This window comes from Sphingobium sp., from assembly GCF_036170395.1.
In the GTDB taxonomy this organism is placed as follows: domain Bacteria; phylum Pseudomonadota; class Alphaproteobacteria; order Sphingomonadales; family Sphingomonadaceae; genus Sphingobium.
This window is the reverse complement of record NZ_JAVHPD010000075.1, coordinates 69,731-94,374: the sequence shown is the minus strand read 5'-3', so window position 1 is coordinate 94,374 and position 24,644 is coordinate 69,731. Positions and strand designations below refer to the sequence as shown.

26 protein-coding genes are annotated in these 24,644 nt (G+C 68.0%); 17 read left to right on the top strand and 9 right to left on the bottom strand.

The window, feature by feature from the left end; translation table 11 throughout:
• The first annotated feature begins 77 nt into the window (after positions 1-77).
• Positions 78-557 carry a DUF2721 domain-containing protein gene (locus tag V2B31_RS18570; RefSeq protein ID WP_328281451.1) on the top strand — a complete coding sequence of 160 codons (480 nt, stop codon included), beginning with the start codon at positions 78-80 and terminating at the stop codon, positions 555-557.
• A complete protein-coding gene (locus tag V2B31_RS18565) occupies positions 554-1,096 on the top strand; it encodes a (2Fe-2S)-binding protein (RefSeq protein ID WP_328281449.1) in 543 nt (180 codons plus the stop codon). The genes V2B31_RS18570 and V2B31_RS18565 overlap by 4 nt, the downstream gene beginning before the upstream one ends.
• Here the strand turns inward: V2B31_RS18565 and V2B31_RS18560 are convergent, their stop codons facing one another.
• Together V2B31_RS18560 and V2B31_RS18555 are read right to left on the bottom strand one after the other, a co-directional pair.
• A complete protein-coding gene (locus V2B31_RS18560; RefSeq protein ID WP_328281447.1) occupies positions 1,097-3,649 on the bottom strand; it encodes an HWE histidine kinase domain-containing protein in 2,553 nt (850 codons plus the stop codon). It lies immediately after the preceding gene.
• Positions 3,642-4,181 carry a biliverdin-producing heme oxygenase gene (locus V2B31_RS18555; RefSeq protein WP_328281445.1) on the bottom strand — a complete coding sequence of 180 codons (540 nt, stop codon included), beginning with the start codon at positions 4,179-4,181 and terminating at the stop codon, positions 3,642-3,644. Before V2B31_RS18555 ends, V2B31_RS18560 begins: the two co-directional genes overlap by 8 nt.
• Before the next feature lie 217 nt (positions 4,182-4,398).
• Between V2B31_RS18555 and V2B31_RS18550 the strand changes: the two genes are divergently transcribed.
• The 3 genes from V2B31_RS18550 (at position 4,399) to V2B31_RS18540 (ending at position 6,791) form a co-directional block, all read left to right on the top strand.
• Positions 4,399-5,364 carry an RcnB family protein gene (locus V2B31_RS18550; RefSeq protein ID WP_328281443.1) on the top strand — a complete coding sequence of 322 codons (966 nt, stop codon included), beginning with the start codon at positions 4,399-4,401 and terminating at the stop codon, positions 5,362-5,364.
• Between the two features lie 132 nt (positions 5,365-5,496).
• Complete coding sequence (locus V2B31_RS18545) at positions 5,497-6,174, top strand: prolyl hydroxylase family protein (protein ID WP_328281441.1); 678 nt, start codon at positions 5,497-5,499, stop codon at positions 6,172-6,174.
• 146 nt (positions 6,175-6,320) lie between these two features.
• Complete coding sequence (locus V2B31_RS18540; RefSeq protein WP_328281439.1) at positions 6,321-6,791, top strand: RcnB family protein; 471 nt, start codon at positions 6,321-6,323, stop codon at positions 6,789-6,791.
• Positions 6,792-6,973: 182 nt separating this feature from the next.
• Here V2B31_RS18540 and V2B31_RS18535 read toward each other — a convergent pair whose 3' ends face one another.
• Positions 6,974-8,554 (bottom strand): lysine--tRNA ligase, encoded by a 1,581-nt coding sequence (locus V2B31_RS18535; protein ID WP_328281437.1) that lies wholly within the window; start codon positions 8,552-8,554, stop codon positions 6,974-6,976.
• Positions 8,555-8,688: 134 nt separating this feature from the next.
• On the opposite strand from V2B31_RS18535, the gene V2B31_RS18530 reads away from it, so the two are divergent.
• From V2B31_RS18530 to V2B31_RS18520, 3 genes are read left to right on the top strand one after another with little or no spacing between them, the layout of a single operon-like run.
• Positions 8,689-9,048, top strand: a complete 360-nt coding sequence (locus V2B31_RS18530; protein WP_328281435.1) for a PilZ domain-containing protein — start codon at positions 8,689-8,691, stop codon at positions 9,046-9,048.
• A gap of 41 nt (positions 9,049-9,089) precedes the next feature.
• On the top strand, positions 9,090-11,828 hold the full coding sequence (locus V2B31_RS18525; protein ID WP_328281433.1) for an ATP-dependent DNA helicase: 2,739 nt from the start codon (positions 9,090-9,092) through the stop codon (positions 11,826-11,828).
• 12 nt (positions 11,829-11,840) lie between these two features.
• Complete coding sequence (locus V2B31_RS18520) at positions 11,841-12,383, top strand: SixA phosphatase family protein (protein WP_328281429.1); 543 nt, start codon at positions 11,841-11,843, stop codon at positions 12,381-12,383.
• Here the strand turns inward: V2B31_RS18520 and pip are convergent.
• Positions 12,380-13,321, bottom strand: a complete 942-nt coding sequence (gene pip, locus V2B31_RS18515) for a prolyl aminopeptidase (protein WP_328281425.1) — start codon at positions 13,319-13,321, stop codon at positions 12,380-12,382. The two genes, V2B31_RS18520 and pip, sit on opposite strands and share 4 nt — an antisense overlap.
• 129 nt (positions 13,322-13,450) lie before the next feature.
• Between pip and V2B31_RS18510 the strand changes: the two genes are divergently transcribed.
• From V2B31_RS18510 to V2B31_RS18490, 5 genes are all read left to right on the top strand, one after another.
• Positions 13,451-13,627, top strand: coding sequence for a hypothetical protein (locus V2B31_RS18510; protein ID WP_328281422.1), 177 nt, complete (start codon positions 13,451-13,453; stop codon positions 13,625-13,627).
• Positions 13,624-14,199: a methyltransferase domain-containing protein gene (locus V2B31_RS18505; RefSeq protein ID WP_328281420.1), complete on the top strand. Its 576-nt coding sequence runs from the start codon at positions 13,624-13,626 to the stop codon at positions 14,197-14,199. Before V2B31_RS18510 ends, V2B31_RS18505 begins: the two co-directional genes overlap by 4 nt.
• Positions 14,200-14,332: 133 nt before the next feature.
• Positions 14,333-17,113, top strand: a complete 2,781-nt coding sequence (locus V2B31_RS18500) for a TonB-dependent receptor (RefSeq protein WP_422247891.1) — start codon at positions 14,333-14,335, stop codon at positions 17,111-17,113.
• 77 nt (positions 17,114-17,190) lie between these two features.
• The gene (locus V2B31_RS18495) at positions 17,191-17,610 is read left to right on the top strand and encodes a response regulator (RefSeq protein WP_328281415.1); all 420 of its coding nucleotides are present in this window, start codon (positions 17,191-17,193) and stop codon (positions 17,608-17,610) included.
• Positions 17,611-17,747: 137 nt separating this feature from the next.
• The gene (locus V2B31_RS18490; RefSeq protein ID WP_328281412.1) at positions 17,748-18,650 is read left to right on the top strand and encodes a dienelactone hydrolase family protein; all 903 of its coding nucleotides are present in this window, start codon (positions 17,748-17,750) and stop codon (positions 18,648-18,650) included.
• Between the two features lie 3 nt (positions 18,651-18,653).
• Here the strand turns inward: V2B31_RS18490 and V2B31_RS18485 are convergent, their stop codons facing one another.
• The gene (locus V2B31_RS18485; protein ID WP_328281408.1) at positions 18,654-19,184 is read right to left on the bottom strand and encodes a peroxiredoxin; all 531 of its coding nucleotides are present in this window, start codon (positions 19,182-19,184) and stop codon (positions 18,654-18,656) included.
• Positions 19,185-19,212: 28 nt separating this feature from the next.
• On the opposite strand from V2B31_RS18485, the gene V2B31_RS18480 reads away from it, so the two are divergent.
• The 4 genes from V2B31_RS18480 to V2B31_RS18465 all read left to right on the top strand — a co-directional run bounded on the left by V2B31_RS18480 (position 19,213) and on the right by V2B31_RS18465 (position 22,361).
• Complete coding sequence (locus V2B31_RS18480; RefSeq protein WP_328281404.1) at positions 19,213-19,785, top strand: hypothetical protein; 573 nt, start codon at positions 19,213-19,215, stop codon at positions 19,783-19,785.
• Positions 19,786-19,831: 46 nt separating this feature from the next.
• Positions 19,832-20,896 carry a DNA replication/repair protein RecF gene (gene recF, locus V2B31_RS18475; protein WP_328281401.1) on the top strand — a complete coding sequence of 355 codons (1,065 nt, stop codon included), beginning with the start codon at positions 19,832-19,834 and terminating at the stop codon, positions 20,894-20,896.
• A gap of 108 nt (positions 20,897-21,004) precedes the next feature.
• Positions 21,005-21,538: a CHAP domain-containing protein gene (locus V2B31_RS18470; protein ID WP_328281398.1), complete on the top strand. Its 534-nt coding sequence runs from the start codon at positions 21,005-21,007 to the stop codon at positions 21,536-21,538.
• 79 nt (positions 21,539-21,617) lie between these two features.
• Positions 21,618-22,361 (top strand): CHAP domain-containing protein, encoded by a 744-nt coding sequence (locus tag V2B31_RS18465; RefSeq protein ID WP_328281396.1) that lies wholly within the window; start codon positions 21,618-21,620, stop codon positions 22,359-22,361.
• Between the two features lie 189 nt (positions 22,362-22,550).
• Here the strand turns inward: V2B31_RS18465 and V2B31_RS18460 are convergent, their stop codons facing one another.
• From V2B31_RS18460 to V2B31_RS18445, 4 genes are all read right to left on the bottom strand, one after another.
• A complete protein-coding gene (locus V2B31_RS18460; protein ID WP_328281393.1) occupies positions 22,551-22,826 on the bottom strand; it encodes a DUF3297 family protein in 276 nt (91 codons plus the stop codon).
• Positions 22,827-22,879: 53 nt separating this feature from the next.
• Positions 22,880-23,707, bottom strand: coding sequence for a S1 family peptidase (locus V2B31_RS18455; RefSeq protein ID WP_328281390.1), 828 nt, complete (start codon positions 23,705-23,707; stop codon positions 22,880-22,882).
• 4 nt (positions 23,708-23,711) lie between these two features.
• Complete coding sequence (locus tag V2B31_RS18450) at positions 23,712-24,134, bottom strand: DUF350 domain-containing protein (protein ID WP_328281387.1); 423 nt, start codon at positions 24,132-24,134, stop codon at positions 23,712-23,714.
• Positions 24,135-24,227: 93 nt separating this feature from the next.
• Positions 24,228-24,566 carry a hypothetical protein gene (locus V2B31_RS18445; RefSeq protein ID WP_328281385.1) on the bottom strand — a complete coding sequence of 113 codons (339 nt, stop codon included), beginning with the start codon at positions 24,564-24,566 and terminating at the stop codon, positions 24,228-24,230.
• Positions 24,567-24,644: the final 78 nt, after the last annotated feature.

Sequence of the window (24,644 nt, the reverse complement as noted above, 5' to 3'; positions counted from 1 at the left end):
TCAGTTGCAAGGGTGGGACTGGACCCCGGCCTTCGCCGGGGAACAAGCAGAAGAAGCGGCGCTCCTAAGCCATGACCATGATCCCGCTGCCCCAGGTCAGCCAGGTCGCGCAGACCATCCAGCTCGCGCTCGCGCCGGTGTTCCTGCTGGCGGGTATCGGCGCGTTCCTCAATGTCTGCGTCGGCCGGCTCGCGCGGATCATCGATCGCGCGCGGACGGTGGAGGAGCTGGTGCTTTCCACGCGCGGCAAGGAACATGACCGGATGGTCGCCGAAATCCAGGTGCTCGACCGGCGGATGAGCGTGGTGAATGCGTCCATCTTCCTGTCGGTCGCCTCCGCCTGCGCGGTCTGCCTCGTCGTCATCCTGCTGTTCGCCGGCAATCTGCTCGACGCGCACCTCGGAAGCGCGATCGCGATCCTGTTCAGCCTGTCGATGCTGCTGCAGGCGGGCGGCTTTGCGACCTTCATCCTGGAAATCCGGCTGGGGTCGAAGATCATCCATGTCCGCAACGAAGTCCTCTACCACAAGGCCGAGGAGGAAGAGGGGGCGGGATGACGAAGTTCACGGTCAATGACCGGCCGGTCCATTATCGCATGGATCCGGAGACGCCCCTGCTCTGGGCGCTGCGCGATGCGTCGAACCTTACCGGCACCAAATTTGGCTGCGGCACGGGCGATTGCGGCGCGTGCACGGTGGACATCGATGGCGAGGCGGTTCGATCCTGCCAGGTGACGATCGGCAAGACCGAGGGCCGCTTCGTCACCACGATCGAGGCGCTCTCGCCCGATCGCGGCCATCCGCTGCAACAGGCGTTCGCGGCGGACAATGTCTCGCAATGCGGTTATTGCATCCCCGGCATCATCATGGCGGCGTCGGTGCTGCTGCGCCGGACCAATGATCCGTCCGACGAGGATATCGACGGCGCGATCACCAATATCTGCCGCTGCGGCGTCTATCCCCGGCTGCGCGGCGCGATCAAACGCGCGGGGCGGATCATGCGCGGCGAGGAACAGGTGGCCGCCGCCCCGCCGCCCGGCATCACGCCGCAGGACGCCGCGCGCACCGTGCCGGCGCTCGGCCGGCCCAAACCCTAGTCAGCCGTCAATCAGCGGCGCGAGCGCCTGCGCCAGGGTCGCGCCCGAATAGGGCTTCTTGACCAGCGCGATATGCTCGAAGCGCGCCGGCAGCTCCAGCCCATCGCCATAGCCGGTGGCGAAGATGAACGGCACGCCGCGCTCGGCCAGCAGGTCGGCGACCGGCAGGCTGGTCTCGCTGCCAAGGTTGAAGTCCAGCACCGCCAGATCGACCGGCCCCAGCGCGATCGCCTCCCGCGCGCGGCCGACGCTGGCGGCGGTCAGCACCTCCGCGCCCAGATCGCGCAGCGCGTCCTCGCCATCCATGGCGATAATCATATTATCCTCGACCAGCAGCACGTGGCGATCGTTCAGCAGCCCCGGCATCGCTACCGCCACCGCCTTCACCCGCTCGCCCTCGATCAGGTCGGGCAGCACGGCGACGACATGGCGCGACGGGATGCAGAAATGCGCCTCGATCCCCGCCAGCCGATAGTTGATCTCGGCATCGCCCCCCAGATCGTAAGGAATGGACCGCTCGATCACGGTCGATCCGAAACCGCGCCGCGTCGGCGCGACCACCGCCGGGCCGCCGCTCTCGGTCCAGTCGAGCAGCAGACTGCCATCCTCATCCACCCGCCACGCGATCGTCACCGTCCCGCTGTCCGACAGGGCGCCATATTTCGCCGCGTTGGTGAGCATCTCGTGGATCACCAGCGCCATCACCGTGAAGCAGCCGGGGGTAAGCAGCACATTGGGGCCGGACAATTGCACCCGGTCGCGCTTCTCGCCCAGATAGGCGCCCGCCTCCACCTCTATGAGGTCATAGAGCCGCGCCGGGCTCCAGCGGTCGGCCGTGATCTGGTCATGCGCGCGCGCGAGCGCGTGGATCCGGCTTTCGAGCGTGCCGATAAACTCCTCGACCGAACGCGCGCTGTCGCGCGTCTGCGAGAGCAGCCCCCGGATCAGCGACAAGATGTTGCGCACCCGATGGTTGAGTTCGGCGATCAGCAATTCCTGCTTCTCATGCGCGCGCTGCCGCTCCGCATCGACCGAATCGGACAGGCGCAGCACCACTTCGAGCAAAGCCGTGCGCAGCGCCTCCGCCACGCGCAGTTCGGCCGGCGAGAAGGGCACGGCAGTGCCCTTCACCAGCTGCGACCAGGCAGCGAAGCTCTTGCGCGGGCTGAGGCGCGGACCGTCCGGCCCCTCCTCCACATGCTTGTCCTGCTGCCCCGCCCAGCGCACCGCGCGCAGCTGCTCGGCGCGGAACAGCAGCACATAGTCGCGCGGCCGGCGCGACAGCGGAATAGCCAGCACGCCCGCCGCGCGATCGGCATAGGCGGCGGCGTCAGGCAGGATGCCGCTCAGGCAATCGGTGGTGTAGACTTGGCTCGCCGCGACCCGGTTCATCATGTTGACGATGGCGGCGAAGGCGGTCTCGTCGGGCGTCAGGCCCGACAGCGTCATCTGCCCGTCGATATAGACGCCCACGCCATCGGCCGGGATGGTGTCGAAGATGATGTCGCCCAGCCAGCCGGCATTGTGCAGCAATTCGCTGTCCTGCGCCACGGCGGCGAGCAGCCGATCGGCGACCTGCCGCGCCTTCCCTTCATAGTCGGCGGTTTCGGCGCGCTCGCGGCTTTCGAGCATCATCGAGAAGATCTGGCCGAACAGTTCGGCGGCGCTGCGCTGCGCGAAGGTCGGCAGGCGCGGGGCATAATGGTGGCAGGCGAACAGCCCCCAGAGCTTCCCCTGCACGATGATCGAGATGGAGAGCGACGCGCCTACGCCCATGTTGCGCAGATATTCGATATGGATCGGCGACACCGCGCGCGTCAGGCACAGCGACATGTCGAGCGCCGCCCCGGCTGGATCAAGCTGCGGCACCACCGGCACCGGCGGCGCATCGACATCGGCGATCACCCGGAAGATGTTGCGGAGGTAGAGCGCGCGCGCCTGCTGCGGAATGTCGGACGCGGGATAATGGAGGCCGAAGAAACTCTCGATCCCCGGCCGCAGCGCTTCGGCGACCACCTCGCCATCGCCGCCCTGGGCGAAGCGATAGACCATCACCCGGTCGAACCCGGTCAGCGCGCGCACCTGCCGGGCGCCGTCGCGCAGGAAAGCCGCCATGCTGTCGGTCTGCGCCAGCCGCGAGACCATCGAGCGGACGGTGCTGCTCGCCTCCATCTCGTCCTGGCTGGCGCGCTCGGCCTCGATCACCACCAGCGCGCCGGAGAAATGGACCGCCACGTCGAACAGCGGGCCGCCCTCCAACAGCTGGAGCGAGAAGAGCCGCTCCACGGCATCCGGCCCGCGCAGCAGGGTGATGCGGTTGCGCAGCGAATGCAGCGCCTCGTTGGACATGATCGCTGCGATCGGCTTGCCCAGCAGCGCTTCGGGCGGCAGGCCGATATAGTCGGCGCTATTGGCCGACACGCGCGCCACCAGCCAGTCGGCGGTCAGCGCGATCAGGAAGCCGAAGGGCTGGATCGTCCCCAGCACATGGATCGGCTCGCGATCGCAATTGGTGAGATCGACCGCAAAGCCGCTGCCGTCATCCTCAGCCATGGACGGTCTCCATCCCGGCTTCGCCGGCTAACGCGAACAGGGCGAAGGCCGCGCGCGCACCCTGCACGGCTTGGTCAAGCCAATGTCCGTCGCCCGCGGCCGCCGCTTTGTCCATCTCGCGCTGGAACTGCGCCCATTCCCCTTTGCCATGCGCGGCGGACAGATAGGCTTTGGGCAGCCCTTCGCCCACCCGACGCGCCAGCATCGCGCCTCCCAGGCGCGATCCTTCAAGCGCATAGCGCAGCCCCCAGACGAAGCCCGGCGCGGTGGACAGGGCGACCGGCAAGGCGGGCGGAAAAGGCGCGCCGAGCGCCGCCAGATCATCCCGCAACAGCGGCAGGCGCGGCGCAGCCGGGGCGGCCAAAGCCTCCAGCGCGCCAACGGCACGGGCATGCGCGGTCAGGAACGCGCGATAGTCCGACGCCGAATCGAGGTTGTAGCGCCCATAGACCGCATCCACCCGCTCATGGTCGTCTGTCGTCGCTTCGCGCAGGGCCTGGCGAATCCGGCCAGCATCGGGGGCTGTTCTCACGCGATGGTCCTACGGGCAACGCAACGGCAGCGCTCTGATCTACATCAAGGATTCAGGCTTGAACCGGCGGCAATCCGTCATTCGGTCCGTTTTTCGGGGAAGAGGAAGGGGAAAAGCTTTCGGAAGGCTGACGGGCAGGTTCAGCCGAACGACATCGCCGCCATCGTAGAAGATGGGCATAAGGGAGCGATCGGCTCTCGACCGAAGGACGACGACGATGATCTTGAGGAAGATGATGCTGGCGGGGCTGATGACCGCGACCGTGCTGGGCGGGATCGCCCCAGCCTATGCCCAGAGCGATCCGGGTCAAAATGGCTGGCGCGGCGAACGCGCGCGCGGCGGCGAACGCGCCGCTGGTGGCGAGCGGGGCGACCGTGGCGCACGCTGGCGCAATGATGCCGCCGCACAGCCGCGCGCGCAGGCGCCGGCGCAACGCTGGCAGCGCACCCCCGACCGGCCCGCCGGCGGCATGGCGCCGCCGCGCCCCGACCCCAACTGGCGCGGCGACCCGATGCTGCCGCAGAATCGCGCGGTCGAAGAGCAGGTGCGCCAGCGTCAGGAACAACGTCAGGACCAGCGGCGCGACTGGCGGCAGGACCGGCGCGACTGGCGCGCGGATCGGCAGGACGACCGCCGCGACTGGCGCAGCGAGCGCGCCGACGGACGCCGGGACTGGCGCGAGGATCGCCGGGATGACCGGCAGGACTGGCGCAACACTGATCGTCGCTGGGACGATCAGCGTGGCCGCCAGCGCGACTGGAGCGACAATCGCCGCTGGGACGGGCGCGGCGCGGAGGGACGCAACTGGAATGGGCGCAACTGGAATGACGGCCGCCGCTTCGACGATCGCACCCGCTGGAGCACGCAGCGCCGTTGGGACAATCGCTGGCGGCAGGACCGGCGCTATGACTGGAACAGCTATCGCAGATCCTATGGCGACCGCTACCGCATCGGCCGCTATTATGCCCCGCGCGGCTGGGATTATGGCTATCGGCGCTTTTCGACCGGGATTTTCCTGAACAGCCTGCTCTTCTCCAACAGCTACTGGATCAACGATCCCTATCAATATCGCCTGCCGCCCTCCTACGGCACGCTGCGCTGGGTCCGCTATTATGACGACGCGCTGCTGGTCGATATCCGCGACGGCTATGTGGTCGATGTGATCCACGACTTCTTTTGGTGAGCGGTGCCGGCCATGCGCGAGAGCGCATCAAAGAATCTCCCTCCCTGAACTGGCCTTCAGGAGTGACTGGCCCCGGAGCGGCGACGCTTCGGGGTCTTTTCATGCAAGCAGCCTTCGTGGCAGGAGGGCGGCATGACCGATCTTCCCGATGATGGCGGCATCGCCTCCCCCGCCCGCGCCGCGATCGGCGAGGGCGTGCGCGCGCGGCTTGACCGCAACCCGATGGTGAGCCGCATCGATGCGCCCCATCTCGATATCTACGGCCGCCAGAATTTCCTGAGCACGGAGGAATGCGCCGGGCTGCGCGCCCTGATCGACGCGAGCGCCAAACCCTCCTCGCTCTTTTCGGGCAGCGCCAACGCCGACTATCGCACCAGCCATAGCGGCAATCTCAGCCCCTGGAATCCGCTGGTGGAGGCGGTGACTACCCGCATCTGCGCGCTTACCGGCCTGCCGCCCGCCCATGGCGAGACCTTGCAGGGGCAACGCTATACGGCGGGGCAGGAATATAAGGTCCATTGCGACTATTTTCCGGTGACAGCCGATTATTGGCAGGCGATGCGTCCGACGGGCGGGCAGCGCACCTGGACCGCGATGATCTATCTGTCGCAGGTCGAAGCGGGCGGGGAGACGCATTTTCCCCATTGCGAATTCATGGTGCCGCCGGTGGAGGGGATGATCCTCATCTGGAACAATATGGACCGCGACGGCGCACCCAACCGCTTCAGCCTGCACGCCGCCCGACCGGTCGAGCGCGGCGTCAAATATGTCGTCACCAAATGGTTTCGCGAACGGCCTTGGACGGCCTGACCGCGCGGCCCGGCGCGATACAATTTGCGACATAAATGACTGGAATCTGACTGCCGCATTCCCGATCGGTTCAGCGGACCGGGCGCATAGATGCTCTCGTGGCGATGCTCCGAAAAGGCGTCGCCGCCCAAATCGGGAGATGAGACATGCGTAAATTTGTCATTCTGGGCCTGCTGGCCGCCACCCTCGCCCCCAGCATCGCTTCGGCGCAATCCTATGGCGAAGTCCGCCGCAGCCAACGCGACCTGCGCGAAGAGCAGCGCGAGCTGCGCCAGGCGCAGCGCTATGGCGACCGTCGCGACATTCGCGAGGAGCGCCGCGATGTGGCCGACGCGCGCCGCGAAGTGCGCGAGGACTGGCGCGACTATCGCCGCACCCATCGCGACGTCTATCGCGGCGGCCGCTGGAACGCGCCGTTCCGCTACAATCAGTGGAACACCGGCGCGCGGCTCCGCCCGGTCTATTACCAGCCGCGCTATTATGTCGCCGACCCCTATCGCTATCGCCTGCCCCGTCCGGGCTGGAACCAGCGCTGGGTGCGCCACTATAATGACGTGCTGCTGGTGGATACGCGCAGCGGCCGCGTGATCGCGGCACATCGCGGCTTCTTCTGGTAAGCAAAAAGCGGCTCCGGCGCTGCACCGCCGGGGCCGCTTGACTATTGACTACCCCACTTGGCCGCGCCGCCCGTCTCCGGGCGCACGCGGCCGATAGCGCGCGCGAGGCGCGCCACCAGTCCGAAAGGGGGGTGGACCGCTGCCATAACGTGCGGCACGCTTCTTTGTTCCGTCGCGCCGCGTCAGGCGGCGAGCGCCTGCGCGATCAGCCGGCGGCTATTCTCGATCCCGTAGAGCGCGATGAAGCTGCCCATCCGCGGCCCTTGGTCAGCGCCCAGCAGCGTCTGGTAGAGCGCCTTGAACCAGTCGCGCAGCTCCGCAAAGCCGAACGCCTCGTCCTTGCCGATGGCATAGACGATATTCTGGATGTCCTCGGCTGACGCATCGGCGGGCAGCGCCGCCAGCTCCGCGTCCAGTCGCCGGAGCGCCGCCGCCTCGTTCGCGTCCGGCGCACGGCGCTGAAGCGTCGGCGCGACGAAATCGCGATGATAGGCGAGGGCGTGGCCGATCAGCGCATCGAGTTCGGGATAGGTCTCCGCGCTCGCGCCCGGCACATAATTTTGGAGATAGCCCCACACCTGGTCGCGGGTCGCGTCGCCCATCACGCCCACAAGGTTCAGCAGCAGCCCGAACGTCACCGGCAGTTCGCCCTGCGGCAGCTTGCCGTCATGGATATGGTGGACGGGATTGCCGAGCTGCTGCTCGACGGCCTGCTTGGGATAGTTCACGCGGAACTGCCAATATTCGTCCACGGCGCGCGGGATGACGCCCATGTGCAGCTGCTTCGCCTTCTTCGGCTCGCGATAGGCGTAGAAGGCCAGACTCTCCTGCGGACCATAGGTCAGCCATTGTTCGAGGCTGAGGCCGTTGCCCTTGGACTTGGAGATTTTCTCGCCCTTTTCATCGAGAAACATCTCGTAATTGAAGCCCTCGGGCGGACGGCCGCCCAGCGCGCGGCAGATCTTCGACGATTGCGTCACCGAATCGATCAGATCCTTGCCCGCCATCTCATAATCGACGCCGAGCGCATACCAGCGCATCGCCCAGTCGACCTTCCATTGCAGCTTCGCCCCGCCCGACAGGATCGACTGCTCGATCGCCTCGCCCTCATCCTCGAAGCGAACAATGCCGGCTTCGGCGTCGATCACCACGACCGGCACCTGAAGCACGATGCCGCTCCTGGGGCTGATCGGCAGGACGGGCGAATAGGTCGCCTGCCGCTCCTTACGCAGCGTCGGCAGCATGATGTCCATGATCGCCTGATAACGGCGCAGCACCTGCCGTAACGCCTCGTCGAAGGCGCCGGCGCGGTACTGCTCGGTCGCCGACACGAACTCATAATCGAACCCGAAACGGTCGAGAAATTCGCGCAGCATGGCGTTATTATGGTGCGCGAAACTCTCATGCGTCCCGAACGGATCGGGCACCTGCGTCAGCGGCTTGCCCAGATGCTCAGCCAGCATCGCCTGGTTGGGCACATTGTCCGGCACCTTGCGCAGCCCGTCCATATCGTCGCTGAACGCCACCAGCCGCGTCGGCACGTCCGACAGCGCATGGAAGGCGTTGCGGACCATTGTCGTCCGCAGCACTTCGTTGAAGGTGCCGATATGCGGCAGGCCCGAGGGACCATAGCCGGTCTCGAACAGGATATGTCCCTTGTCAGGCGCACCATCTGGATAGCGCTTGAGCAGCTTGCGCGCCTCTTCATAGGGCCAGGCCTTGGATGCGAGAGCGGCGTTGCGGAGCGTGTCGGTGACAGTCATGATGGCAAGCCCCCTAACCCCGGATCGGCCGAAAGAAAACGGCTTTTGCCCCCGTTCATATTGATGACAATCATTCGCAAGGTAGGAATTCATTAACCCTATCCGCTGATAATGAGCGAACGAAGGGACTGACCATGCAGATCAAACGCAGCCGGGAGCGCATTACCGTCGACATCCCGATCGTGGTGACGACAGTATTGGACAGCCTGGAAGGCGCGATCGTCGACCTCAGCGAAGGCGGCGCGCAGGTCGTCGGCTGCTCGCTGCCGCCCAAGTCGCAATGCCAGCTCGACTTCGACGGCTATGTCACCTTCGGCACGGTGCAATGGTCCGAGGAGGACCGGATGGGCATCCGTTTCCCCTATGAGCTGAGCGACGGCCCGTTGTTCGAGCGGCTGGAAATGGCCCGCGCCGCCAAGCGCGCGCCCGCCGCTTTCCATCCCCGCTTCGGGGCTGCCGCCGGCGCGGGAGGATTTGGCCGCCGCACCGCCTGAAATCGGTTTCCCTTTTGTTCCCATTACTCTAACCGGGACGGGTGATCGACCCCGCCGACCTGCCCGCGCTCCACGCCAGCCATGGCGGCATCTGGCTCCGCGAGGGTGATCGCACCCATGGCCTTGCCAAGGGGCAGGCGATCGGCCGCGCGGCTGAAACCCCGGTGCTGCTGCTGAACGCGCCGCTGACCGGCCAGCGGCTCGGCTATCCTGAACTCAACGGCCTCGACCTGCTCGAACTCTGGGCTTTCATCCACCCCGCGCGCTTTCTGGTGCCGACGCCCAAAGGGCTGGCGGAAGCGCTCGGCCTGCCAGCGCCGACGCAGGAGGGCGACATTCCCGCGCTGCTGCAACAGGCGACGGCGGCTTTGCTCGCGCGGCTGGAGGCGGCGGACTGGGCGGAGCGGGAAGGCGCCTGGACCGCCGCCCATTCGCTCCACCGCCTGCGCTGGGCCTGGTCGCCGCTCGTCGCGCCCCGCATCGCCCGCCCGCGCGAGGCGGAGCGCTGGCTCTTCACCAAATTGCCCGAATGGGAGGAGGCGCAGCCCCGCCCCGCCCCGCGCACTGTTTCTCTGACCGAACCGCAGGTGCTCGCCCGGCTCGACAGCCTGACCGGCGTGGGCGCGGAGCCGCGCCCCGGCCAACGCGCCTATGCCGCCGCGGCGTCCGCCGCCTTCCGCCCGCGCGCCTATCGCGACCAGCCCAACATGCTGCTCGCCGAAGCCGGCACCGGCATCGGCAAGACGCTGGGTTATCTCGCCCCCGCCTCGCTCTGGGCAGGGGAGGCGCAGGGGACGGTGTGGGTCTCCACCTATACCAAGGCGCTGCAACGTCAGCTCGATCGCGAATCGCTGCGCCTCTTCCCCGATCCCGCGCTGGCCGCAAAGCGGGTGGTGGTGCGCAAGGGACGCGAAAATTACCTCTGCCTCCTCAATCTGGAGGATGCGCTGCAAGGCGGCTTTACCGGCCGCGCCGCTATATTGGCGCAGCTTGTCGCGCGCTGGGCCGCCTTCACCAAGGATGGCGACATGGTGGGCGGCGACCTGCCCGGATGGCTGCCGACCCTGTTCCGCCGCAACGGCTCGACCGCGCTCACCGACCGGCGCGGCGAGTGCATCTATGCAGGCTGCCCGCATTATCGCAAATGCTTCATCGAACGCTCGGCGCGGGCGAGCGCGGACGCCGACATCGTCATCGCCAACCACGCCCTCGTCATGATTAACGCCGCGCGCGGGCGGGAGACCGGCCAGCGGCCGCAGCGCATCATCTTCGACGAAGGCCATCATCTGTTCGATGCCGCCGATTCGACCTTCTCGGTCGCCCTGTCGGGGCAGGAAGCGATCGAGCTGCGGCGCTGGATCATGGGGCCGGAGGGCGGATCGCGCGGGCGGCGGCGGGGTCTTGCCGCGCGCCTCTCCGACCTTGCCAGCTATGACGAGGAAGGCGGCCAGGCGATCCGCGCGGCGATCGACGCGGCGCAGGCGCTGCCCGCCGACGAATGGCTCAAGCGCGTGGTCGCTGGCGAGCCGTTCGGGCCGCTGGAGGCGCTGCTCGCGGCCGTGCGCGGCACCGTCTATGCCCGCGCCGCCGACGCGGGCGAGGCGGATGCAGGCTACGGCCTCGAAACCGAACTCGCCGAACCCGACGGCGCGCTGGTCGAGGCGGCGCAGGAAGCCGCCCTCGCCCTCGACGCGCTCATCAAGCCGCTGGTCCGCCTCGCCCGCCGGTTGGAGGCGGTGATCGAGGATGCGCCCGACTGGCTCGACGGCGCGGCGCGGGCGCGGATCGAGGGGGCGCTCGCCTCGCTCGGCTGGCGGCGCGATCTGATCGCGGCCTGGCTGGCCTTGCTGGCGCGCATCGGCGGGCCGGCCGATCCCGACTATGTCGACTGGATGACGGTCGATCGGGTCGAGGGCCGCGAATATGACATCGGTATCCACCGCCACTGGCTCGACCCCACCCGCCCGCTTGCCGAAACCGTGCTGAAGCCGGCACAGGGCGTCATCGTCACCTCCGCGACGCTGAAGGGCGGCGGCGAGTGGGACAATGCGGAGTCGCGCAGCGGCGCCGCGCACCTCCCCCACGGCGCGGAGCGTTTCGAGGCGGCGAGCCCCTTCGACTATCCCGGCCGCGCCGAAGTGCTGATCGTCACCGACATCAAGCGGGGCGACATCGCCGCGCTGTCGGGCGCTTATGCCCGTCTGATCGAAGCGGCCGGCGGCGGCACGCTCGGCCTCTTTACCGCGATCCGCCGCCTGCGCGCGGTCCATGCGCGTATCGCCGACCGCCTCGCCCGCGCCGGCTTGCCGCTCTACGCCCAGCATGTCGATCCGATGGACACCGGCACTTTGGTCGACATTTTCCGCGATGATCCGCGCGCCTCGCTGCTCGGCACCGATGCCTTGCGCGACGGCGTGGACGTGCCCGGCCATTCGCTGCGGCTGGTGGTGATGGAGGGCGTGCCCTGGTCCAAGCCCACGGTGCTCCACGCCGCGCGGCGGCTGGCGGGCGGCGGCAATGCCTATGACGATCGCCTCATCCGCGCCCGCCTCGCCCAGGCGTTCGGCCGCCTGATCCGCCGGGCGGAAGATCGCGGTCAGTTCGTCATCCTCTCCGCCGCGATGCCGAGCCGACTGCTGAGCGCTTTCCCCCCCGGAACCACGGTCCGCCGCCTCACCCTCGATGAAGCGATCATCGCCGTCAGCGGCCAGGCGCAGCATCTCGCTCTTGGCGCGGCCCCCGCTTTGGGGCATCAGGGTCACGAATCCGGCCTGCCGTGACGGGAGAGACTAGTGAAGCGCCTGACCCTGTTGCGCCACGCCAAATCGGATTGGGACGATCCGGTGCCGCGCGACTTCGATCGGCCGCTCAACAAGCGCGGGGAGAAAGCGGCCAGACTGATGGGGGAATATGCCGCCAAGCGCGGCATGCGCTTCGACCTGCTCGTCGCCTCGCCCGCCGTGCGGGTGGTGCAGACGCTGGAGACGTTTTTCGAGGGCTATGGCGAGACACTGGAGGCGCGCTGGGACCGGCGCATCTATCTCGCCTCCGCGCCGACCCTGTGCGACGTCGTGCGCGACCTTCCCGACAGCGCGAACAATGTGCTGATGGCGGGGCATAATCCGGGCTTCGAGGAACTGATCCTGGAGTTGGTGCCCGACGATGGCGCAAGCCCCCTGCGCGACGACGTGGAAACCAAGTTCCCGACCGCCAGCCTCGCCGTCCTCGACCTTCCCATCGACCGCTGGGCCGACGCCCGCGCCAGCATCGCCACGCTGACCAGCTTCACCCGCCCCCGCGACCTCGACCCTGCGCTGGGGCCGAGCGCGCGCTAACCGGCGAACCCATCCGTCGCGCGAATGAGCGCGTCCAATATGCCCGGCTCATTATAGGCATGGCCCGCGCCCTCGATCATCTCGAACCGCGCCTGCGGCCAGGCGCGATGCAGCGCCCAGGCGGTTTCGGCCGGGCAGGCCATGTCATAGCGGCCCTGCACGATCACGCCGGGAATATCCGCAAGCCGCCCGGCGTCGCGCAGCAACTGCCCGTCCTCCAGCCAGCCGCCATGGGTGAAATAATGATTTTCGATCCGCGCGAAGGCGAGCGCGAAATCGTCCGCGTCATGGGTCGCCGACAGCGCGGGATCGGGCAGCAGCCGGATCGTCTCGCCCTCCCACACGCTCCACGCCCGCGCCGCCGCAAGCTGTGCCGCCCGATCCTCGCCGGTCAGGATGCGACGATAGGCAGCGACCAGATCGTGGCGCTGCTCCGGCGAGATCGGAGCAACGAACCGCTCCCATTTGTCGGGATAGATGCGGCTCGCACCCTCCTGATAATACCAGTCGATCTCCCCCCTGCGCACCGTGAAGATGCCGCGCAGCACCAGTTCGCTCACCCGCTCGACATGCGCTTGCGCATAGGCGAGCGCCAGCGTCGAACCCCAGCTGCCGCCGAACACCAGCCATTTCTCCACCCCCATCATCTCGCGCAGCCGCTCGATATCGGCGACGAGGTGCCAGGTCGTGTTCGCCTCCAGCGAGGCGTGGGGCGTCGATCGCCCGCAGCCGCGCTGGTCGAACAGCAGCAGGTCATAGCGCGCCGGATCGAACAGCCGGCGATGATCGGGCGAAATTCCCCCGCCCGGTCCGCCGTGCAGGAACACCGCCGGCTTCGCGCCAGGCGTCCCGACCCGCTCCCAATAGACATGGTGGCCATCCCCGACATCGAGATGGCCGGCGGCATAGGGCAGGATCAGGGGATAGAGGGTCCGCATGGGCTCCATATCTATCCCGCGCGGCGGCTTTCGACCAGCGACTTGGGGGCTCGATGATCGACGCGCTTCGCGCTTGAGCCGGCCCGCTCTCCAACGCATCATCGCGCGCGACAGGAGGAGTCTTCACCCATGCGCATCATGATCGCCCTCGCCGCCCTGATCGCCCTCGCGCCCCCCGCACTCGCCGCCGCGCCCGATTATGCCGCAGCGGTCGCCGACGCCAAGCGCCCAGCCGACGCCGCGCCTTGGACGAAAGCCGCAAGCCCGCCGAAACACTCGCATTCCTTGGCCTCAAGCCCGGCATGAAGGCCGCCGACATCATGACCGGATCGGGCTATTGGGCGGAGATCATGGCCGATGTGGTCGGCGCCAAGGGCAAGGTGACGGCGTTCGAGCCGAACCAATTCTACACCGCGCCCGAGGAGCAGGCGAAGTGGAAAGCGCTGACCGAGCGGCGGCCGGAGGTCAACTGGGTCCGCTACCCGTTCGAGGCGTTCAGCGCGCCTGCGAACAGCTTCGACTTCACGATCATCAATTTGAGCTATCACGATCTCTACTGGCAGTCGGAGCAATATCGCATCCCCCGCAGCGATCCCGCCGCTTTCGTGAAAACCCTCTATGCGGCGACCAAGCCCGGCGGCATCGTGGGGATCATCGACCATGTCGGCATCGGCAGCGACACGCGCGCGCTGGTCGACAAACTCCATCGCATCGACCCTGCCGTGGTGAAGGCCGATTTCGCCGCCGCCGGCTTCGTGCTGGAGGCGGAAAGCCCGCTGCTCGCCAACCCGGCTGACGATCATGTCAAGCTGGTGTTCGACCCGGCGGTGCGCGGCAAGACCGACCGCTTCCTCTACCGCTTCCGCAAGCCGCGCTGACGCGGCGGCGCCCACGGTCCATCCCCGGTTCAGCCGCCCCCGTTACCATTTGCGACAAATTTGGCCGGTTCCTGCCGGATGTTTGCGACAGATGCGCGCTAAATCTCCAGGGACAAGGGTTCCAATCCGTCCCATGGGGGTATTCGTGCGTCGTTCCGCAAGCGTCATCCTGTTGCCTTTTCTCGCCAGCGCCGCCCCCGCCGCGCTGATGGCGCAGGAGCCGCCGCGCGGGGCGGCCGCGCCCCAGGCAGGCGAGGAGGAAGGCGAGGAAATCATCGTCACCGGCCAACCGCAGCGCGGCGCGGTGATGGGCGAGGTCGAGCCGGAGCAACAACTCTCCGCCGCCGATGTGCGCGCGCTCGGCGTCACCTCGATCGCAGAGCTGGTGACCGAATTGTCGCCGCAGACCAACGGCACGCCGATCATCCTGCTCAACGGCAAGCGCATATCGAGCTTCGCCGAAATCCGCGACATCCCTTCCGAAGCGGTGGCGCGGATCGACATTTTGCCCGAGCAGGTCGCGCTCTCCTACGGCTATGCGCCGACGCAGAAGGTGATGAACGTCGTGCTGCGCCAGCGCTTCCGCGCCGAAACGGGCGAGCTGGAACTGGGCACGACGACGCAGGGCGGCCGCGAGACGGGCGAGGCGGAGGCCGGGCTGCTCCGCATCCGCGGCGACAATCGCTTCACCCTCAATCTTCAATATGAGCGCGCCGCGAACCTGCTGGAAAGCGAGCGCGGCATCGTCAACGATGGCAGCGGCCGCATCACGGCGGCGGCGCGCGGGCAGGAGATCGACCCGGCCCTGTCCGCCCTCGCCGGCGCACCGCTGACGCAGGTCGGCGTGCCCGCCATCGCCGCGACCCGCGCGCCGACCCTTGCCGACTTCGTGCCCGGCGCGGGCGCGACCGATAGCGTCGACCTCACCCCCTATCGCACGCTCAGCCCCGCGACCGAGAATTTTTCCGCCAATGCAACGCTCGCCCGGGCACTCGGCGGCGTGTCGGCCAGCCTCAACGGCCGGCTGGAACGCAGCGAGAGCGACAGCCTCCAGGGGCTGACCCGCGCGCAATATGACCTGCCGGCGGGCAGCCCCTTCTCCCCCTTCGCCAATGATGTGACGGTCAACCGCTATCTGGCGCAGGGCGGCGCACTGGCGCAGCAGGTGCGCGGCACCACCGCGCATGTCGGGCTGACGCTGAACGGCGGCCTCGGCGGCAAGTGGCAATGGTCCTTCACCGCCAATGGCGACCTGTCGGTCACGCGCACCCGCACCGACCGGGGCGTCGCGAGCGATCCGGTCCAAGGCGCGATCGACGCCGGCGACCCCTCGGTCAATCCGTTCGGCGCCCTGCCCGACACGCTGCTGGCGACCCGCACGACCGACCGCGCTCGGGCGAAAAGCCAGGCGCTTCAGGGCGACCTGCTGCTCAGCGGCCCGCTCTTTACCCTGCCGGCGGGCGCGGTCATGACCTCGGTGCGGGTCGGCGCGTCCGCCAACGGCTTCGATAGCTGGTCGATCCGCTCGGGTGTAGAACGAGAAGCCGACTACAGCCGCGAGATTGCGAGCGGGCAGATCAGCCTCGACCTCCCGATCACCAGCCGGTCGAAGGGGGTGCTCGGCGCAGTCGGCGACATCGGCATCAACCTCAACGCCGCCGCGCAGCATTATTCCGACTTCGGCACCCTCTCGACGCTCGGCTACGGTCTGCGCTGGCAGCCGGTGAAGGCGGTGCAGATCCTCGCCTCCGCCAATCAGGATCGCGCCGCCCCCACCGGCACGCAGATCACCGACCCGCTGATCGCCACGCCCAACGTGCCCATATTCGACTATGCGACCGGCCAGACCGCGCTGGTGACCCAGCTGTCGGGCGGCAACAGCGCCCTTCGGGAAAGCGTGCGCGACCAGTTTCGCCTGAGCGCGCGGGTCAAGCCGTTCGACAAGCCCGACCTGACGCTGACCGCCACCTATCTCAACAGCCGCACCCGCAATCCGATCGCAGCCTTCCCCACGCCCACGCCGGCGCTCGAAGCGGCCTTCCCCCAGCGCTTCCTGCGCGACGCGGACGGCAACCTGCTTCAGATCGACGCACGCCCGCTCAATTTCCTGCGCGCGCAAAGCGAGCAGCTGCGCTGGGGCTTCGACCTGTCGATCCCCTTGAAGTCGCACATCCAGAAGGTGATCGAAGCGTGGCGCGCATCCGGGTCGAAGCCCGAGGAGCGCCCCAAGGAGCTGGACGACATCCGCGCCGCCTTCGCCCGCAACCGCCCCGAAGGCCGGGAGGGAGGACCGCTGCCCGGCGAAGGGCCGCCGCGCGAGGGCGCGCGCGAAGGACGACCCGGCGGCGGCTATCGCGGGCCGGGCGGCGGCTTTGGCGGCGGAGGGGGCGGCCGTGGCGGCGGGCGGCTGGTCGTCAGCCTCTATCACACCTGGCATTTCGCCGAGAATATCCTGATCGCGCCCGGCCTTGCCCCGCTCGACCTGCTGGATGGCGACGCGACCGGATCGTCGGGCGGCCAGCCCCGCCACGAAATCCAGGCGCGGCTCGGCTACACCAACAACGGCCTCGGGGCGCGGCTCGGCGTCAACTGGGAAAACGGCACCCATGTCGATGGCGCGCTCGGCGGCGCGTCGCGCCTCAACTTCAGCAGCCTCGCCACCGCCAATCTGCGCCTGTTCGCCAATTTCGGGCAGATGCCCTCGCTGGTGAAGGACATGCCCTTCCTGCGCGGCGCGCGCCTGTCGATCGGCATCGACAATCTCTTCAACCAGCGGCGCGAGGTCACCGACGCGACCGGCGCGACGCCGATCCGCTATCAGCCCGGCTACCTCGACCCGCAAGGGCGCACCATCTCGATAAGTTTCCGCAAGCTGTTCTCCCCCAATTTCGGCGGACGCCGCCCGCGTGGTTAAATCGTCATTAGCTACGTCTAAAGCTTCTCGTTCCCCTGCCGTTATGATGCTTCGTGATGGCCTGGGGAGTGAAAGCCATGAAGCCTGTCAGAATAGTGGTGGTCGATGATTCGCTGACCATCCGTGCGATGATCGAGACGCTGCTGGAGCGCGACCGTCGCGTCGAGGTTGTGGGCATCGCCCGCGACGGCGCGGAGGCGCTGGAAATGATCCGGCTGGAAAAGCCCGATGTGGTGACGCTCGACATCGCCATGCCCGGCAAGGACGGCATGGCGATCCTGGACGAGATCATGGAGATCGAGCCCTGCCCCGTCATCATGCTGTCGAGCCTGATGCGCGACGGCGCGCCGATCGTCGCCGAGGCGATGGACCGGGGCGCGGCCGCCTGCTTTAACAAGGCGATGATCGCGCGCGAAGCCGCCCGCTTCATCACTTTGGTGCGCGAAGTCGGCCGTGGCCTCCTACCGGCGCAGGACGGGGTGGCGATCGCCGCCTGAACAAGATTTCCGTGGGGACGGAGGAAAGGGGAGGCCGGGGACGCCTCCCCTTTTTTTGTCCGTGCGCCGCTCTTCCCTTTCCCGATCCTTGCATTAGGCTGCGCGGCCGGGGAGCCATGGCAAGGAGCGTGCAGCATATGAGCAAGGAGAGCGATGTCGGTTCCGGGCGGTTGCCCGAGGACCGCAACTGGGTCCGCACCACCGGCCTTGAGCGCCGGCATGTGCTGGCGGGCGGCGCCTTCGCCGCCGGCTTCGCCGCCGCCTGCCGCCCTGTGGCGAGCAGCGCGGTGCAGACATCGAGCGATGGCCTGAAGGAAGAGAGCGTCTCCTTCCCCGCGAGCGACGGCTTCGCCCTGCCCGCCTTCGTCGCCCGACCGGCAAGCGGCAAGCCCGCGCCGGTCATCGTCGTCGTGCATGAGATTTTCGGCGTGCATGAATGGATTCGCGACATCTGCCGCCGCTTCGCCAAGGCGGGCTATTACGCCATCGCGCCCGATCTGTTCGCGCGCCACGGCGACGCGACCAAGATTTCCGACTTCAAGCAACTGATCGGCACCATCGTATCGAAAGCGCCCGATGCGCAGGTGCTGACCGACATCGACACGACCTATGCCTTTGCCGGCAGCCATGGCGGCGATGGCAAGCGGCGCGGCATCACCGGCTTCTGCTGGGGCGGCCGGGTCGTGTGGCTCTACGCCGCCCACAGTGCGCAGCTTGACGCCGGCGTCGCTTATTATGGCCGGCTGGTGAGCGAAAAGACCGCGCTCCAGCCACTGAGCGCGATCGAGGAAGTCGCCAAGCTCAAGGCCCCGGTGCTCGGCCAATATGGCGAACTCGACAAGGGCATCCCGCTTACCGACGTGGAGGCGATGCGGGCCGCGCTGGTCAAGGCGGGCAAGTCGCCGCCCGACAGCATCACCGTCCATGCCGGCGCGGACCATGGCTTCATGGCCGACTATCGCCCCAGCTACAACGAAGCCGCCGCCAAGGCCGCGTGGGACGCAACGCTCGGGTGGTTCGGCAGATATGTGAAGGGATGAAGGCTATTTCGCCTTCATCGCCTCCACGGCGGCGAGCGTGCTCTTCACATGCCCCGCATAGTTCATCTCGCTATGAACAAAAGCGATCCGGCCCGACGGCGCGATGACATAGGAGGTGCGGTCGGTCATGCCCGGCCGCATCTTGAGCGCAACGTCATAGCCGCTGACGATGCCCGGCCCGGCCGAAGCGACCGCGAATTTGCCCGCGCATTCCTTGGTCGAGAAGGCGACGAGATCGTCGACCGGATCGGCCGACATGCCGATGACGGTCGCGCCCGCCGCCTTGAACTTGTCGATATTCTCGGCAAACTCGCGCGCCTCGGCCGAGCAGCCCGGCGTGAACGCCTTGGGGAAGAAATAGAGCACCACCGGCCCGCGCTTCAGCTGGTGCGACAGGGTCAGAGTGAAGGTCTTGCCCGCCTGCGCCCCGCGCGTGGTGAAGTCCGGCGCTTTCGCGCCCACGGCGAGCGCGGCCATGGCGCTGGCCGGCAAGGACAGGGCGGCGGCGGCGAGGAGGAGAGGGAGGCGCTTCATCGACGGAACTCCTTGGGAGCGGAGGGGGATGCGCCTGTCTAGGCGGCCTTCCGCCCTGCCGCAATATGGCCGCTGGAACCGGGGACGGCGCGGTGGGGTTGGTCAGGCGATGCGGACGCTCTGCCCTCTCCTGCCCCTGCTGTTGATAGCGGCCTGCGACAATGGCAAGCAGAGCGCCGAGCAGCCCGGCGTCGTCGCGAACATCATGGACCAGGCGCTGCCCAACGCGCAGCAGCCCGCCCCGCCCGCCAATGCCATCACCCCGGTCGAACCACCGCCCGCGATCGACCCGCCCGCTCTCACCCCCACCGGCCAAATTCCCGCCGCCCTGCAAGGCCGCTGGACCGGCCCGGCCGACCGCTGCGGCGACCGTAGCGCCGATCTCGAACTCACCATCACGCCCGACCAACTGCTGTTCCACGAAAGCGTCGGCGAGGTGCGCGCAGCCAAAGCGACCAATGGCGGCACCCTGTCGGTCGAAGCCGCCTTCACCGGCGAGGGCCAGAGCTGGACCCGCACGCTGCTTCTCAAACCCTCGGCCGATGGCAGAACACTGACCATCGTCAACGACGGCGCGGCCGTGACCCGCAAGCGCTGCTGAACGCTCCGCGCTTCCCTGACCGGCCCCGTCCCGCTACAGCCGCGCGATGATCGGCCGCCTGACCTTAAGCGATTTCCGCAACCATGCGGACGCGCTGATCCTGCCCGATCATGCCTTCATCCTGCTGACCGGCGACAATGGCGCAGGCAAGACCAACATATTGGAGGCGGTCTCGATGCTCGCGCCCGGACGCGGCCTGCGCGGCGCGCCGCTCTCCGCCATGGCGCGGCAGGATGGGCCGGGCGGCTTCGGCATCGCGGCCGAGGTGGACGGGGTGATGCTGGGCACCGGCGTAGCCCCCACCGCGCCCGACCGGCGGCAGGTGCGGATCGGCGGGGTCGCCTCCTCCGCCAATGCGCTCGCCGATCATCTCTCGATCGTCTGGCTGACCCCGGCGATGGACCGGCTGTTCCTCGACAGTCCCGGCGGGCGGCGGCGCTTTCTCGACCGGCTGACGCTGGCGCTGCATCCCGCCCACGCCGCGCACAGCGCGCGCTACGAAGCGGCGATGCGGGCGCGCAACCGGCTGCTCACCGATCCGCGCCGCGCCGATCCCGCCTGGCTGACCGCGCTGGAGGCGCAGATGAGCGACCATGGCACGGCGCTGCAGCAGGCCCGCACCGATCTCGTCGCCCGCCTCAACACGGCGCTTGTAGATCAGCCCGACGAACCCTTCGCCCGGCCTCTGGTCGCGATCGCGGGCCAGGAGGACGGCCCGCTCGCTCGACTGCTGGCGCAGAACCGGCGGCGCGACGCGGCGGCGGGCCGAACGCTGAGCGGCCCGCACCGCCACGACCTCGCCGTCACGCATATCACTAAGAATCAGCCCGCCGCGCTTTGCTCCACCGGCGAGCAGAAGGCGCTTTTGCTCTCGATCCTCCTCGCCCACGCCGCGCTGGTCGCGGCCGATCGCGGCCAACCCCCGGTGTTGCTGCTCGACGAGGTGGCCGCGCATCTCGATCCGTCGCGACGGGACGCTCTGTTCGACCGTTTGCGGCGAACCGGCGGGCAGGTGTGGATGACCGGGACGGAAGAAAGCCTTTTCAACGGCTTGAGCGATGCAACCCGGCTTACTGTAACCGCCGGGCATGTTTTTCGTTCCGCAACATAACGCATCGACAAAACGACTCGTCGCCCCGCTCTTTTCATGGGTATCGGCGTCTGGCCTAACACCGTTATCGGGGTTCAAGCCTTCCAATAAGTCGGGGTCGCATTTCACATGGTTGCTGCTTTTCGCGCGTTTTTCGCGACGCTCCTTGTTGCGCTCTCGACATTGGCAGTTTCTCCCGCGTCGGCCGGCACGCTCCAGTGCGCGCCCTATGCCCGTCAGGTCTCGGGCATCGACATTCACGGCAACGCCAACACCTGGTGGGGCCAGGCCGAAGGGCGCTACGATCGCGGCCATGAACCCCGCGTCGGCGCGGTGCTTGCCTTCTCGTCCAGCCGGTCCATGCCGGTCGGCCATGTGGCGATGGTGAGCAAGGTCGTGAGCCAGCGCGAAGTGCTGCTGACGCACGCCAATTGGTCCTATCGCGGCGGCATCGAGCGCGACGTGCGCGCGATCGACGTGTCGGCGAACAACGACTGGACCGATGTGCGCGTCTGGTATGGCCCGATCAAGGATCTGGGCCTGCGCTCTAATCCGGCCAAGGGCTTCATCTATGCGAGCGCGCCCAAGCCCGTCGAACCCGCCCCGGTGCTGATCGCGTCGGCCGACACGACGGGCGCTTCCGCCCTGCGCGCTGCTTTCTAAGCCTTTAACCTTTCCCAAAGAATCCGGCAGCTAGGGTCGTTCCCGGTGGGGCGATTCTTGACGGTTCGGGATCGCATAGATGATTCGGAAAGCATTCTGGGCGGCGGCATCGCTGCTGTCCGGGCTGATGGCCGTGCCGGCGTTTGGCGCGGGCGTGCTGCAATGCGTGCCCTATGCCCGCATCGTGTCGGGCGTGGCGATACGCGGCGATGCGCTCAGTTGGTGGGACCAGGCGGACGGCCAGTATAAGCGCGGGCAGAAGCCCAAAAAAGGCGCGGTGCTGGCGTTCAAACCCTATGGCCCGATGACGCTCGGCCATGTCGCGGTGGTAAGCCGCATTCTCGACGATCGCCGCATTCTCATCCGCCACGCCAACTGGTCGGTCCCCGGCGCGATCGAGGAGGATGTGCTGGCGATCGACGTGTCGGAGGCCGGCGACTGGAGCCAGGTCCGCGTCTGGCACAGCCCTACGGCGCAGATGGGCGCGCGCACCAACCCGACCTGGGGCTTCATCTACCCGGCCAAGGCCAAGCTGCACGACTTCACGCCCGACCCGGCGCTGGGCACGAGCATCCGCTTTGCCAAGCTCGATCGCGATGTCTGGGACGAAAAGGCGATGCCAGCGGTGATGCGGCCCGCGCCCGCCGCGCCGCGCGAACCAGTGATCGCCTCGGCCCGCACCACCAGCCAGCCCCGCGCCTCGCGCAAACCGCCCCGGCTGGAGGCCGATCCCTTCATCGTCGAATATGCCGACGCCGCGCCGGCGAGCCGCAGCCTCAGCGCCATCATCGCTGAGGTGAAGCGCGAAGCGGTGCTGAACTGAGCGCGCGAGGTATATCGACGCAGCTACCTGTGCGTCTTTACCCGTCACCCCGGACTTGCTCCGGGGTCCCGCTTCCTTCTGGCGGGGCATAGAAAAGCGGGACCCCGGGTCAAGCCCGGGGTGACGATGTTGTAGCCACTGGTATGCCTTATGAAAGGCGGAGATGCTATCCCGCCACAAACCGAGGGCTTACTCCCCCTCGCCCGCCTTGTCCGCATCACCCTCGGCCGGCGTTTCATACCATGCCTCGACCTCGCCGGTCAGCTTGATCGTCAGCGGGTTGCCGTGGCGGTCGCGGGTCTTGCCGGCGGCGACGCGAATCCAGCCTTCGGAAATGCAATATTCCTCCACATCCTTGCGCTCGCGCCCTTTGAAACGGATGCCGATGCCGCGCTGGAGCACGTCCATGTCGAAATGCGGGCTTTTGGGGTTGGTCGAAAGATGGTCGGGGGGCGTGTCGCTCATGATGCTATCCCTGAAAAAGCTGCGCCGCGCCTAGCGCCTGCCAGCCATCCGCGTCAACCGCCGCCCGCCGCGTCCACATCGCAGAAGATGCGGCGGATGACGCCTTCGTCCAGCCAGGCGGCAAAGCGCGCCTGCGCGTCGGCGAGGCCAGCGATGGGATAGGCCACCGGCCGCTCGTCCACCGCGCGCGACGCGGCGGTCAGGCGCAGCATGGCGTCGGGTGCAGTCGTCAGGATGCGGCCGCGTCGGTCGGTCGCCGCGCTGTTGACGCCCACGACATGCCCATCCTCGGCGAAGGTCGGTCCGCCGCTGATGCCCGACAGCGTCCCCTCTCCCGCCGGCACCCGGTCGCGCTCGGCCCAGGCGAGAATCGGCTGGGTCAGCTCGGTGCGGCCGCGCCGGGCGCTCGCCTCGCCGATCAGCTCGGAGCGAACAAGCGTCGGCTCGCCCGCCGGAAAGCCCATATGATAGCCCGGCGTCCCCGGTTGCGGCACCCGGCGGGACAGTGGCAGCGCGGTCGGGCTGCGCAAACTGTCGGTCACGATCGCGGCGTCCGCCTCACGGCTTTCGATCACCCGCGCCACCGGGCGGGCGAAGCGGCCATCCTCCAGCCCCACCCGTGCGCAGCCATGGGTGACATGCTCGGCGGTCAGCCAGGCCCCGTCGCTGTCAACGGCGAAGGCGGTGCCCATCGAATCGGCGCGCTCGCCCGGCTCATCCTCGATGACGAACTGCTCGCCCCAGTCGGGCAGCGGCCGGCGCGGCGAGCGCGGATCATATTGCTCGACCTGCAACGGCGGCGCGCTGTCCTGCCCGAACCAGGCGATCAGCAGGATGCCGCCCAGCACGAACGGCAGGCAGCCGCAGCCGCGGTTCGCCACCGGCTCAGCCCGCCACCGCCGCGGCGGTCAGGCAGGCGATGGCGGCTTTCACCATGGCGAGGAAGATGGCGGCGGAGCGCTCATTCGCCTCGATCCGCGCGGAGAGCGACCCCAGCACCCAATCGACGAGGCGGAAGGCGATGAGTTGCAGCACCAGCGTGACGCTGCCCCAGATCACCACGTCCCAGACATTGACCGATCCGGCGAGGCAGAAGCCGAGCGGCACCGCCAGCCCGATCGCCGCGCCGCCCAGCGATATGGCGGCGGCTTCGTTGCCGGCGCGGATCAGCGTGAACTCGTCGTGCGGGGTGATCCAGAGATAGAGGGCAAGCGCCGCGAGCCACACGATCGTCGCGGTGGCAAGATGCAGCAGCAGGACGGGCAGGCCCGCAAACAGGCTGTGGAGCACGGGCATCGGATCGGTCATGCCGCCACAATGCCGCAACCGGGCCTGCGGTTCAATCGAGCGGCTTCGATCGGCCGCCTCCGCCCGGCGGGACGGGCGGAGGCAAGCCTTGGCTCAGCGGCAGACGCGCACGCGAACGTTGCGGTCGCGATAGGGGTTGTAGGCCCACTCGGTCCAGCAGCGCTGGCGATAGCCATAATAGCCCCGGTCATACCCGCGATAGCCACGGTGGTAGCCCCGATCGCCCCGCCAGTTGCTACGCCAACGGCGGCGCTCCCAGCGGCGGCGGTCTTCCCAGCGCCGGCGATTATCCCAGCCGCGATTGTCCCAGCGATCGCCCCGCCAGCCATAACCGTTACCGCCATAATATTGCGCCTGCGCCGGTACGCTCGCCGCGCCGAGGCCGGCGACGGTCAGCGCCAGCGCCGCCGCGCCTTTCCAGATCAGCTTCATCTCTTCTCTCCTCTTCCCCTCGCGCCGATGCGCGAGACAAGGACAAGAATGTCGCAAGCCGACTGAACGATCCGGGAA